General features: G+C 64.2%; 10 protein-coding genes. 5 read left to right on the top strand and 5 right to left on the bottom strand.

Features of this window, described 5'->3' with window-relative positions; translation table 11 throughout:
- Positions 1-36: 36 nt before the first annotated feature.
- The 4 genes from GQR91_RS01590 to GQR91_RS01575 all read right to left on the bottom strand — a co-directional run bounded on the left by GQR91_RS01590 (position 37) and on the right by GQR91_RS01575 (position 5,397).
- The gene (locus tag GQR91_RS01590) at positions 37-1,731 is read right to left on the bottom strand and encodes an alpha/beta hydrolase (RefSeq protein ID WP_211368547.1); all 1,695 of its coding nucleotides are present in this window, start codon (positions 1,729-1,731) and stop codon (positions 37-39) included.
- A gap of 83 nt (positions 1,732-1,814) precedes the next feature.
- On the bottom strand, positions 1,815-2,405 hold the full coding sequence (locus GQR91_RS01585; protein WP_149683361.1) for an acyltransferase: 591 nt from the start codon (positions 2,403-2,405) through the stop codon (positions 1,815-1,817).
- A 440-nt stretch (positions 2,406-2,845) separates the two neighbouring features.
- Positions 2,846-4,417, bottom strand: a complete 1,572-nt coding sequence (locus tag GQR91_RS01580) for a hypothetical protein (protein ID WP_149683360.1) — start codon at positions 4,415-4,417, stop codon at positions 2,846-2,848.
- Between the two features lie 371 nt (positions 4,418-4,788).
- Positions 4,789-5,397 (bottom strand): transglutaminase-like cysteine peptidase, encoded by a 609-nt coding sequence (locus GQR91_RS01575; RefSeq protein WP_164727723.1) that lies wholly within the window; start codon positions 5,395-5,397, stop codon positions 4,789-4,791.
- 321 nt (positions 5,398-5,718) lie between these two features.
- Between GQR91_RS01575 and GQR91_RS01570 the strand changes: the two genes are divergently transcribed.
- From GQR91_RS01570 to GQR91_RS01550, 5 genes are all read left to right on the top strand, one after another.
- On the top strand, positions 5,719-6,378 hold the full coding sequence (locus tag GQR91_RS01570) for a polysaccharide biosynthesis/export family protein (protein ID WP_249042496.1): 660 nt from the start codon (positions 5,719-5,721) through the stop codon (positions 6,376-6,378).
- Positions 6,379-6,549: 171 nt separating this feature from the next.
- Positions 6,550-6,987: a hypothetical protein gene (locus GQR91_RS01565; RefSeq protein WP_149683358.1), complete on the top strand. Its 438-nt coding sequence runs from the start codon at positions 6,550-6,552 to the stop codon at positions 6,985-6,987.
- 27 nt (positions 6,988-7,014) lie between these two features.
- The gene (locus GQR91_RS01560; RefSeq protein WP_160146855.1) at positions 7,015-8,313 is read left to right on the top strand and encodes an outer membrane beta-barrel protein; all 1,299 of its coding nucleotides are present in this window, start codon (positions 7,015-7,017) and stop codon (positions 8,311-8,313) included.
- Between the two features lie 33 nt (positions 8,314-8,346).
- On the top strand, positions 8,347-10,491 hold the full coding sequence (locus GQR91_RS01555; protein ID WP_149683356.1) for a GumC family protein: 2,145 nt from the start codon (positions 8,347-8,349) through the stop codon (positions 10,489-10,491).
- A gap of 15 nt (positions 10,492-10,506) precedes the next feature.
- Entirely contained in the window at positions 10,507-11,124 is a 618-nt protein-coding gene (locus GQR91_RS01550) for a hypothetical protein (protein ID WP_149683355.1), read from the top strand.
- On the opposite strand, the gene GQR91_RS19870 is transcribed toward GQR91_RS01550, so the two are convergent.
- Positions 11,032-12,396, bottom strand: a complete 1,365-nt coding sequence (locus GQR91_RS19870) for an O-antigen ligase family protein (RefSeq protein ID WP_149683354.1) — start codon at positions 12,394-12,396, stop codon at positions 11,032-11,034. The genes GQR91_RS01550 and GQR91_RS19870 overlap by 93 nt on opposite strands.
- Positions 12,397-12,438 lie beyond the last annotated feature (42 nt).

The following is a 12,438-nucleotide window of genomic DNA, read 5'->3' as shown; positions in this document are numbered from 1 at the left end:
GCCGCAAATGCCCCGCTCCATCATGCCACATGTCTATTATGATGAGCTCGCCAACGCCTCCATTTCGATGCGTCGCGCGAGATGCCGCTTCAGCCGGGCAAGTGCAGGCGGTGTCCATCCCTGCGGCTGGGTCACCGCGGTCCAGGCATCGACATAATCCTCAGGGGCATAGACATGGCCGTGCCCCATCGGCGGCGTCGTCGCGATCGCCATGTCCAGTCCCAGTTGCAGGAAGGTCACCAGCGGATACCAGCGCAGCGACGCGGATACGTCCGGCCCGCGCGGCCCGCTCAACCAGGCGGGAGGGCGAAACGCGGACCGCGTCTCGAAAAAGGTGATCGGGTCGCTGGCATATTGCAGATAGACGATCCGCATCGGCCCCCAGGGTGCCGGTGCCTGTTGCACCGCGTCGCCCTGTCCGGTGAAGCGGATCACCGATCCGTCGCGAAACCGCGGCAACCAGGCGGGTGATCCGGGCACACGCTCCCGCGTCGCTTGCAACCATGTCCGGCTCTGAAAGGGAGGACCGCTCCACAACGCGCCCTGGTGCGGATCGCCGATCACGTCGAACAGATCGGCCGACAGGTCCGAATTGAGCGCACCCAGGCTCAAACCATGCAGGTACAGGCGCGGCCGGCGGTCGCGCGGCAGGCGGTGCCAATGGTCATAGACCTTGCGGAACAGCGCACGGGCGGTGTCGGCGCCGTAGGTCGGCTCTACCATCAGTGCCAGCCAGCTCGGCAGATAGGAATATTGCACGGCCACCGTCGCCACGTCGCCGCGGTGGAGATATTCCAGCGGCATCTGGCTTGCAGGATCCAGCCACCCCGTCCCGGTCGGCGTCGTCACGACCAGCACGGAGCGCTCGAACGCCCCGACCCGCTGCATCTCGGCCAGGGCCAGCACGGCGCGGGCCTCGATCGTTTCGGCGGATTGCAGGCCGACATCGATGCGCAGCGGCTCCATTGCCGGCTGCCCGGTAAAGCGCGCGATCTGCGCGCCCGTCGCCCCGACCGAGATGGCCTCACGCCCCATGCGCCCAAGATCCGCCCAGCGCAGCAGCGAGGCATCGCTGCCGGTCTTGCGGGGATCCACGGGCTGTTCCAGCCCGTCCTCGACATGCGCATCGAGCTGCCGATAGGAGGAGTCGAGCGCACGAAGCCCCGCACGCAGCAACACGCCGTTGCCGATCGCCCAGAACAGCATCAGCGACACAACGATCCCGGCGATCGCTGATACCCGTCGCGGCACCACGCGGTCCAGCAGGTGCGTGACGCCGCGTGCCATCGCCTTGAACACCCGCGCCAACAGGATCGCCACGACCGCGATCGATGCCGCCACGCCCCCGACCAGCATCGGCCGCGCGCTATCCACCGCATCCATGCCCATCGGCAGGCGGACGGAATTCTGCCACGCGGATGCATGCCACAGGAAGAAGCCGGCGATCACGACGCAAACGAGAGCAGCCCCGATCTTGGCCCACCGCCCGATCCGGCTCTCGTCCCATGCCGGCAAATGCAAAAACCGCCACCCCGCCCTGAGCGCCACGCCGATGCCATATCCAAGTGCAAAGGCAACGCCGGACAACAACCCCTGAAGCAGCGCCCCACGCGGCACCAGGCTCGGCGTCAACGAAGCCGCAAAGAACAGCGTCCCCAACCACAGACCCGATCCGCACAACGAAAAGAGCAACCGGGCGGGCAAGCGGTGCAGAGCGTCAGGCATATCCATGACGCTTCCTAACTGTCATGGTCCATGATGACGATCGTCGAGCCGCAAGGATGGCGGGATCGCCATCCTCCCGGCCATGATGATCAGTTTACGACCGAAAGCTGTACCGGTGCCGGCACCCTGCCGACGTGCGCGTCCACCTTTCCGACAGGCAAGTCCTTGTAGCGCCTTGCGCGTACCGCACCACCTGGGCTTGCCATGTTCAGATACATGCCATGCGGCTCGGTATCTTCCACCACCAGCGCCTTCGCGCCGATCATGCATCCTTCGGCAATCGTCACGCCCTGGTTGATCGTCACATCCGCCATCACCCAGGATCCTTCCTTGATGGTGATGGGCGCCACGATGATCAGAGGGGAGGAACGGCGCTTCCAATCACCAAAAGGATGAGAACTGGTGGTGAAAGTGACACCAGAGGCGACACGGGCATTGTCTTCAATCGTCAACCGGGCCGAACCGTCATAGCGGGCAAAGCTGTTGAGCATTGCATTTCGACCCATGACCACATCCGCCGAGGCCAACCAGCATGAGTGGCGAACCGTCGCCGTTGGGTGGATCTTTGCGCCAATGAAATTCAACAGGAACCGACGCATGCGATCAGAAAGGAAGCGCGACCCCTGCACACGCAGGACTACAGAGCGAAATTTCGTCCGCTTCCAACCTTCACCAGACATTTTATAAAACTCTCCCTAGCTTCATCCCCTGAATGCCTGTTTACGTTTCATTAAGCATTATCAAGCATCAAATCACGATCGTGTGATTTCGGTCGCCACGAGTTGCCGGAAAGCGTCCGGATCGGAACCACCCGTACATTCGCGTTTCGCGCGGCTCCCCCACGTCATAACCCTGAAATATGTTACCGGCGGCCTCTTGAACCCCATTCCCGAATTGGTACGTTAACCATCCAAGGCGAAAACGCTGGGAGAGGACAGGATGCGCATTTTCAATTACCCTGATGCTGAACAGCATCCCTTTGGCGCGCATGGCGTGCTGCTGGCACTGCCGATTGCGGCGGCGCTGTGGGCGTGCATCATCGCGACGATTTTTTGACGCCATACCTGCAGGAACGGCACCACCGGGTTTGATGCGATCTCCCCGGTGGACATCATCGCCGTTACGAGGTCCGGTATATCTTGATCCGGTATTTCGTCGTGTCGGTTCCGATCGCATTCTTGTTCGGCCCGACAACGACCGAGACGATATCCCCCTGTTTGATCGACAGGTTCTTCAGGTTCATGTCGTAGTGGCGGGCAACCGTCGTTGCGAACACGGTTTGCGCGTTGACCTGAACCTGCAGGTCTATGCCGTCATCCGACGTTTCCACGACGTCCCAGACCGCTTGAATGTCGAAGCGCCCCTCATGCGGCGACGTATAGCGCAGCACCGCCTTGTATGCGTCGGGTGAGCCCCCGGTATTATAGTCCACCGGACCTACCGTATTGGCGTTGATGTTGAACGGTCGCAGCCAGTCGATGCCGATATAGGGCATCCAGTCGGAACTGCTGATCTCGCCTCCGCCTTGGGTATAGGCCATGTCATAGGCCTGGCGGCGCACGGCATAGGAAAAATAGGACCAGGGCCCCTCGAACCGGGTTTCACCGGACAGGGAGTTGGTGAAATCGAACTGGTCATAGCTGTCCGCAACCAGCCTGATATCGCCGAAACTGACATTCTGGCCGTAAGCCAGAGGCTGATCGCTGACGATGATGATCGGCGAACGCTGCTCGATCGCGGCAGGTGCGGCGATCTCCAGCCCTTGCGCATTGTAGAAGCGCGCCGGGACCTTCACGCTGAGCGAACGCGGTTCGCCCCATACCACCATCGCGTTCTGGCCGAACTGATAGGCGTAGGTGAAATCGTCCACCGCGATCCGGCGTCCCGCACCTTTGGCGAGAACCTGTTGCGACATCACCTTGAACGCCTGCCCTGGGGGCAGAAGATCGCCGGCAAAACTCGCCAGAGCGACATTCTTGTACCAGATGTTGGACGGGCCACCCTGTTGGCGAAGCGCATACCAATCGGCTTCCGCCACACCCGCGCTCGCCATGACGGCGATACTCTTCACCAGATAATTGGCGGTGTCCGGTATGCTGTCGAGTTCCTGCGCAAACTCGGTGACATGGATCGGCTTGGCTGCGGCACCCATTGCTGCGCGCAGAACGCCCAGTTGCTTGGCAAGCTGCTCCGGATCGGTGGTATAGGGATGCACGACGATGCCATCCATGTAATCCAGCGCACCCATGCCGAACAGCGGCTTGAAATAGCCCACCGGTATGGCCATCCCCGCGCCGCCCAGGATCTTCACGTCGGGGTGCGATGCCTTGACCGCGCGGTACACCGTCTTGAGCGTCTCGAAATAATAACGCTGCCTGGCGCCATAGCCTTCGTCGCGCACAGGGCCGCTGACGAAGTTGAAAGCGTTGTATTCGTTGCCGATCTCGATCGTCTTGATCTTGGGAAAGCGATCCAGCGTCGCGACGATGTACTTGGCATAGGCCGCTCGCCCCTGATCGGTATGGGGCGTCTTGCCGCCATCATAAAGCGGGTTGGTGTCGTCGAACAGCAGCGTCACGGGAAAGCCGTTGTTGATGACCGTTTCCATCCATTTCGACCCGGGCGAGGTGAACTGGTACACACCCGGCGTCTTTTCGATCTCGGTCCAGGCGACACCGTCGCGCACTGCCATGACGCCGATCGAACGCGCCGTTTGCAAGATCGAGAAATCCCAGGCCTGCTGCCCGAATGCCGTTGCCGCGCCCAGAACCATCGTGTTGGGCCCGACCGGTGTCGGAGCGGCAGGCGCGGGTGTCGGGGTCGGTGTGGGCGCAGGTGCGGGCACCACGACGACCCCGGTGGGGTCTGCCGCAACGTCCTCCTCGGCGCCGCTTCCACCGCCGCACCCGCCAAGCAGGAGGAGGCCAAGTATCCCAAAAGCCGGTCGAAGGTTACGCATTGATAATCCAGCAAAGATTGCTGGATCAGAATTAGGCCCACGTGTTTAAGATAGCGTTGACAATGCATTGCCGCAGATACGGCGGCATGAGCCGTAATTTATGGTCAGGAAAGATTGTCGATCCCGAACCAGCGCAACGGCTCCTGCCCGGACTGCGCGCCTATCCAGGTATAGGGCACGTCGCGCCACGACCGGATCGCATCGGCCCGGCTGTCCAGAACCAGATCGCCGGACGAGGTGCGCGCCACAAGCACGACATGCAGGCCAAGGCGCCGGGCATGCACCACTCCAAGGAACAGTCGATCGGCAGGGAAGCCCGCCTTGATGAGCTGCTGCCGCTTTTCGATCGCGATGTCTTCGCAGTCGCCGACCGGCTTGGCATGCGCTCCCGCCGGCATCCAAAGATCGGCACGGCCATAGGTGCGGGTGTCCGCTTCCTGCCGCACGACACGGTTCGTCCGGCGGTTGATCCGGTCCAGCACATGCAGATTTTCGAGGATGCCGTCATCGATGCCGGCCCCGGCATGGATCGACCCGGCATTGGTGCAGAGTTCGGGCTGCGCTCCGCACATCGCGGCGAAACCCTTGGGCGGGGTAATCTCCTGCGCAAGCGCCATGAAAGAAGCCTGCGGCCCGCGCGCCGTGGCGGGAAATACCCACAGGCCGATCAGCCCGGCCGCGAAAGCGACCGATCGCATGGTCCGGCGGGGCAACAGCCCTCCGCTGGATCGGTGTCCCCGACGCGTTGCCGCGCCTGTTGCCAGGATGTTGCAATCGCTCATGATTACCCGAGCGTATCGGCTGGAGGTTACCGAAGCGTACCGATCGACGGTTAGCGTCAATGGTTACCAAGTCGTTCCTGTCCCAAGGATGGACAGAGCAGCGGGCTTTGGCCTTGCCGCCCGCTCGACAAGGATGATAAGAACGTGAAAAATCACATCATATTGGATTGTGAAAACCGGTTGCCTCCCCGTCGGGCGCTGGTTGCTTGCTGCGATCAATAATGGCGCGTCACTCAACGGAAGCTTTTGCGTATGCGTATCTTGATGGCCTTGGTCGCACTAACGAGCCTGGCGAGTGCACATCCTGCGCTCGCATCCGGTCAGATGACCGCGCCGCGCACGGCAACGCCCGGCACCACCACCGCCGACCCTGCCACCACCACCGCCGCCAGCCCTGCCCGTGCAGCGGTGGCGCGCGCGGAAGCGGGGCAGGCCACGCCCGTATCGGCCGGTAACGACTACACGCTCGGCGTGGCGGACAAGGTTCGCGTCATCATCTTTGACGAACCGTCGCTCTCCGGCGAATTTTTCGTCAATGCCAATGGCCGGTTGTCGCTGCCCCTGATCGGCGACGTCGATGCAGCAGGCGTCAATACCACCAGTCTTGCCGCCACCATCCAGGAAAAGCTGGCCGATGGCTATCTTCGCCAGCCGCGGGTCAGCATAGATGTTCTGACGTTCCGCCCCTATTACATCCTTGGTGAAGTCAACAAGCCCGGTGAATATCCCTATTCTTCCGGACTGACTGTGCTCAATGCCGTGGCGACCGCCGAAGGATTTACCTACCGGGCAAGCAAGAAGTCCGTCGTCATAAAGCATGCCGGAGAAAGCACCGAGGAAAAGGTAGATCTTTCTCCGGATCTGAGGGTGCGCCCCGGTGATACTATTCGTATCCGCGAGCGGTTGTTCTGATCGATTATTTTACAGCCGGCGTTTCCGGGAACTATTAGCAGGGAACTTTCAAGTCGCTTGCGCACTTTGTGAGCGGGGTTCTTCCGTTCCAAAATTGGACGAAATCACAACCCGTTGAGATTGTGGTTTGGTTCGATGTGTGGGAGGGGCTGCTTAAATAGGGGACTAGCCATGCGAAAGTTTTTCCTGGGAATGGCGGCCACGATGTCCGTCATCGGGGGTAGCGGTGCCGCGCAGATTCCGGTTGCACCTGCGTTGCCGGCACTGGCCGCGAACGATCCGAACGTCATCGCATTGTACACCGATATCATGCGCACCATCGCGGGCGTTCCAGCGGCGGCAGGCCGCGAACAGGCGGAAGCGCAGATCGCCTATACGGTCGATCAGAGCGAGGAAAACTGCCGTGTGGTGGTGGCAGCACTCCGCCAGGCACTGGGCACGCCGCGTCAGGCAAAGCCGATCACGCTGGCCCTTCGTGACGTACTCAGCCGGGCGATCCGGTGCGATCCCTATGGTACTGCGGCCCCCGGGGGCAGTGCAGGAACCCTGGCGCAGGGTCCGGTGGTGGGTATCGGTGGTGGTGGCACCTCCAACTACTCGACCTTCTGATCCATGCCTTCCATGACAGGTAATTTGATGCGGCTGCCCCTTGTTGCCCTGATGGGCGTGTTGACCATGCCGCTCGCCCTCGGTGCAGCACAGGCGCAAACGATCGAGGACAATCTGATCCTCCCCAACCTTCCGCTCGAATATGACCGCGGCCGGAACGTCAGCGTCCTTCAGCGCGAACGGCCGGAATATCAGGCACAAGGGATTCGGGCCGGATCGTTCCTGGTCTATCCGCGCCTCGAACTGAGCGGCGGTTTCACCGACAACGCCTATCAGATCGAGAATGACAAGCAGAGCGATGCCTATGCGATCATCGCACCGTCGGTCGCCGCCAACAGCAACTGGGCCACGCACGAATTCAATCTCAGCGCCGGGGCGCGGCTGCGCCGCTTCGCCAGCGAGACGCCCCGGAACGAGACCAACTACACGATCGATGCCAATGGCCGCCTCGATGCGACGCGCACGCTGACCTTCAACGGCCTGCTGCGCACCGCCCGCGCCACGGAGCCGCGTTCGTCTGCCGCCTCGCCGCAGGATGCCGCAGAGGCGATCCAGTTCCAGCAGACCACCGCCAGCGTCGGCAGCGCCTTTGCCGGATCGCGGATTCGTGGCCAGGTGGCGGTCACGGTCGACGAGTTCAGCTTTTCCGACGTGCGTGCCTTTTCGGGTGCACGGATCAGCCAGGCCAATCGCGATCAGACGCTGTTCCGCACCACCGCCCGCGGCGAATATGCCGTGTCGCCCGATACGTCGGTGTTCCTCCAGGGCGGTTTCGTCGATACCGATTATCGCCGCCCGCTGTCGATCGGTGTCGCCAATCGCGATTCCAAGGAATTCAGCATCATCGGTGGGGCCAGCTTCGACCTGTCGTCGCTGATCCGTGGCGGCATCGGCATCGGCTATGTCAGCCGTAACTACGATGCCCGGATCTATCAGGATATTTCGGGCCTCGCGGCCGAAGCGCGTCTGGAATATTTCATGACGCAACTCACCACCATCGGCCTGAACGTGCGCCGCACGGTGCAGGACAGCTTCTTCGGCACGAGCAGCGGCTTCTTCGCGACCGCCGCGGCGCTGCGCGTCGACCACGAACTCTACCGCAACGTGCTGTTGAACGCACAGATCGGCTATGAGCAGGACGATTTCGTCAACAACAGCGGCAAGTCCAAGATCCTGCGCTACAGCGCGGGCGGCCGGTATCTGCTCAACCGCAATGTCGGTCTGGGACTGCTGGTCGGCCGGGACAACCGCTCCACATCGGGTTCGGCCGCGCTGCAATCGTTCGACGAGACGCGCGCGCTGTTTTCCGTCGTTCTCCAGCGTTGATGCTGGCGTCGCCCAAAGGACCTTCGCGACCGTATGAATAGACATTCCCCGCAGGCCGAGCACGACGATGCCAGCCGCTTCGACCAGTCACGTCATCTGGGGCGACGTGCGGTCACCTTACGGTCGGTGGGTGATGCCATCCGGCGCCGCTGGATCATCGTGGTCGCCTGCGCGCTGACGGTTTTTGCGATTGCGCTGGGCACGGCGCTGATGCTGACGCCCAAATACGACGCCTTTGCCAAGGTGCGGATCACGCCCAACGCGGCCTCCCCGCTCGACTTCGGCAACGGCACGGAACAGCCCGCGGATCAGACCGCGGTCAATACCGAGGTGCAGGTGATCGGATCGCGCAACACCGCGCGCCAAGTCGTCACGCAGCTTGACCTGAACCGCGATCCGGAATTTGCCGGCGAAGGTCCTGCCGGAACCGCGATCGAGCGTGCGACCAGCAACGTACTGGACAGCCTCAAGATCAACCGCGACGAGAAGAGCTATCTCGTCCATATCGGCATCCGCTCCGTCGATCCTACCAAGGCCGCCAAGATCGCCAACACCTATGCCAGCACCTATGTCGCTGGCACGGCAGACAATCTGATGGGCACGGCGGCCAAGCAGTCGACGTCGATCCAGAATCGGCTGCGCGAACTGGGTGCCGAGGTACAGGCCGCCGATGCGCGCCTGGCCGCCTATCGGGCGCAGAGCGGCATCAGCCAGACCGGCCAGGCCGGCACCATCACCGACCAGCAGATCGCGCCGCTGTCGATGCAGCTCGCCACCGCGGAGTCCGAGGCCGCTGCGGCACGGTCCGCCCTGTCGGTGGCCGAACGGCAGAGCGCGACCGGCGGTACGGACGCCATTTCGGCGGTGCTGTCGTCCAGCGTCATCGCCGATCTCCGGCGCCAGCGTACCGAGGCGGAGAAGCGGCGTGCCGAACTGAGCGCACGCTATGGCCCGCGCTATCCCTTGTCGGTGCAGATCGCCCAGCAGATCGAGTCGCTCGACGAACAGATCAAGCAGGAGGCGCAGCGCGTCGTCGGCGGGCTGCGCAGCCAGGCACTGTCGGCGGAAGCGCGGGCCAACAGCTTGCGGGGCCGGTTGAATACGTTGCAGCGGGGCGTGGCACGCGACGATCAGGCCTCCGTCATGGCGGGCAGCCTGGAGCGCGATGCCGAGGCGAAACGTACGGCCTACACCCGTCTGGCCCAGGCCGCGCAGCAATCGACCCAGGCACAGCGTGTATCGGCACCGCAGGCGAGCATCGTTGAAAATGCAACGGTTCCGACACGTCCGACCTTTCCGAAGGTGAAGGCGTTCGCTGCGGCGGGGCTGTTGATCGGCATCGTCGTCGGTCTGGGCGCGGTGCTGTTGTCCGAGGGCCTGAGCTCGACCATCCGCAAGCCGGAGGACATCGAGACGCTGCTCGGCCTCTCGTTCGTCGCCTCCATCCCGCGGCTGCCCGGCCGGTCGCGGCTGCGCGGCAAGCGCACCACCAACCCGGCCAGGACGCTCGTCTCCAAGCCGATGACCGTCTATGCCGAGGCTTACCGCGCAGTCCGCTCGTTCATCGCGACGACCGACCAGGCGGAACCCGCGCGGGTGATCGCACTGGCCTCAACACTGCCCGGCGAGGGCAAGACGACCAGTTCGCTGTCGCTGGCGCGCGTCATGGCGATGAGCGGGGACCGCGTCCTGCTGATCGACTGCGACGTGCGCCGCGCCGGGGTTCTGCGCGCGCTTGACCGCACGGTGGAAACCGGCCTCACCGACGTGCTGGAAGGCCGTACCACCATGGCAAAGGCGGTGGTGCGCGACGAGGTCGAGGGGCTGGACATGCTGCTGGTGCAAGGGTCGCTGTTCACCCCCACCGATCTGTTCGGCAGCGGCCGGATGGAAGCGCTGCTGGCCGAGGCACGCGCCGCCTATGATTATGTCATCCTCGACACCCCGCCGCTGCTGGGCATCGCGGACGCGCGTACGCTGGTCGGTCTGGCCGATGCGGTGATGCTGGTCATCAAGTGGAACGCGACGCCGATCGCCGCGGTCGACGCTGCGCTTGCAGGGCTGGAGCATGGCCAGGGTCATGTGCTGGGCGCGGTGATGACGATGGTCGATCACCGGTCGGAGGCGATGGGCGGCCTGTATTATTCTGCCCGCTACTCGTCCTATTACAACGAATAGGAAGGCGCAGGCGCGGTGCAGGTCCTGAAGACCGCCTGTCTGGCCGCTGCGGCGGTCACGCTGGTCGTATCGGGTCTGTCGATCGCGGCGGAGCGGCGGGTCGCGACGGTTGCCCTGGCGGCCGATGGCGACCCACCGGCACGTGACGCGATGCTGGCAGAGGCTCGCACCTGGGCGCCGGGGTCGATTCCGGCACGGGCGGCGATCGGCCTGACCGCGCTGTGGCTGCGCAAGGCAGGCGAAGCCGCCGCACCCGCACCCCGGCAGAATGCGCTGGCCCAGGCCCGCGCCATGCTCGCCATCGCCGATGCGGCTCGGCCGCAGGCGGCCGCGACGTTGCTCCTCCATACGCAGCTCGCACTGGTCGAGGGGCAAAACCCCAGCCGGCGCGCAACCCGCGCCTTTGCCGCCAGCTATGCCGCGGCGCCCTTTCTCACCTCGGAAGGGTTCTGGCGCACGGCCTATGCCGCGAATTACTGGAAGACCCTGTCCCCCGCGACGCGCGATGCCGCGATCGAGGAAGCGGTCTGGCTGGCGGGACTAGACGGTCGGTTCAACGATCGGCTGGCCGCGATCCTTGGGGGGTCCCCGATGGCGGTGCGCTACGCGCTGCGGACGCGGGCGCCCCACTGACCTCCGGCGAAGCGATGCGCGCCGAAGCGAAACGTGCCCGGCCAGAGCCGAACCCCATAGCGCGCCCACCAGCACCGCGAACAGCGCGGCGATCGCCGGCACGTTCAGGGCGATGTCGATCATCGCGCTCCCGCCGATCGCCCCGATCGCACACAGGACAGCGACCGACGACCAGTCGCGCCGGACGGTGAACACCTGCCGCGCCATGATGGCCAGACCGATCAGCAGCAGCGCCAGGCATGGCAGCCCTGCTTCCATCACCAACTGGATCGGTGCGTTATGCGCAGCACCGAAATTCCAGTAGATCGGTGCGGTGCCGGGCGTCAGCGTCTGGAGATTGATCTCGAAGAAACTGCCAAGACCGTAACCCCAGACGGGGCTGCTCCACGCCACCCCGGCATAATGGCGGATGCTGTCCCAGCGCAGGCCGGCATCTGCGGCAAGGTAGCTTGATCGATCGGCCATCGGTGTGATCAGGGCAACGATCGTCACCAGCCCCAGCAGGGCGACGGCGCCGATCGCGACGGCCCCGATCGGCGGGGCCGCGCCATCGCGCCGTATCAACCGCAACGCCAGTATCACGCCTCCGAACAGCACGGCCAACAGCACCGCGCTACGGCTGCCGGTCATCGCGCAAAGGATCAGCGCCACGGCACAGCCTGCCAAAGCGGCGAGGCGCAGCGCCATGCCCCCCCTGGCTTCCTCGCCCGGCGATAGGACGACACCGCCCGCCAGCAGGGCGACGACCGCAAAGACGATGCCGGCCGCATTGGTGTTGCCCAGCGTTCCGGCATAGCGCGTGGCATGTGCCGCATCGTACAGCCAGTCGATCGCGTCCACTGCGGCATACAGGATGTAGACGATCCCGAAGATCGTGAGCCACCGCACCAGCCTGGAGGGCGAGCCAGACCGATAGGCGAGCAGCGCTGCGGCGACGAGCAACAGCGTCGTTGCCAACGCCTTCGCCAGCGCCAGCCCGAACAGGTCCGCCGCAGGCCGCACCGACACGGGCACCACCGCGGGCAGCGCACTCCACAACAGCGCCCCCCCGAACAGGCAGAGCGGCACCCGCGCCCGCCCCCAGAAGCGCGATTCCCCAGGCGACCGGTACAGAACGAACCCCGCCACCAGCGCGGTCGCAAAGGACGCCACCCCGCTCGACACCGCGTCATTCGCCCCGCCCAACGCCAGCTCCATCATCAGCAGCGCCGCGATCAACGGCGTCGCCCATGCCAGCTCACCGCTATCTCGCCCGAGCTTGTGGTCGGGCACGGCCCCCGCCCGGTCGTGGGTAGCGCTCCGCTGGGCATTGGC

Source organism: Sphingomonas carotinifaciens (genome assembly GCF_009789535.1).
Lineage (GTDB): Bacteria > Pseudomonadota > Alphaproteobacteria > Sphingomonadales > Sphingomonadaceae > Sphingomonas > Sphingomonas carotinifaciens.
The sequence above is the reverse complement of the archived record's forward strand: the minus strand, read 5'-3'. Positions and strand labels throughout refer to the sequence as shown.

Bases quoted from the DNA above. Each gene is read 5' to 3' on its own strand.
- GQR91_RS01590 (WP_211368547.1), bottom strand. From the start codon at position 1,731: ATGGATATGCCTGACGCTCTGCACCGCTTGCCCGCCCGGTTGCTCTTT.
- GQR91_RS01585 (WP_149683361.1), bottom strand. From the start codon at position 2,405: ATGTCTGGTGAAGGTTGGAAGCGGACGAAATTTCGCTCTGTAGTCCTG.
- GQR91_RS01580 (WP_149683360.1), bottom strand. From the start codon at position 4,417: ATGGCAGTGCGCGACGGTGTCGCCTGGACCGAGATCGAAAAGACGCCG.
- GQR91_RS01570 (WP_249042496.1), top strand. From the start codon at position 5,719: ATGCGTATCTTGATGGCCTTGGTCGCACTAACGAGCCTGGCGAGTGCA.
- GQR91_RS01565 (WP_149683358.1), top strand. From the start codon at position 6,550: ATGCGAAAGTTTTTCCTGGGAATGGCGGCCACGATGTCCGTCATCGGG.
- GQR91_RS01560 (WP_160146855.1), top strand. From the start codon at position 7,015: ATGCGGCTGCCCCTTGTTGCCCTGATGGGCGTGTTGACCATGCCGCTC.
- GQR91_RS01555 (WP_149683356.1), top strand. From the start codon at position 8,347: ATGAATAGACATTCCCCGCAGGCCGAGCACGACGATGCCAGCCGCTTC.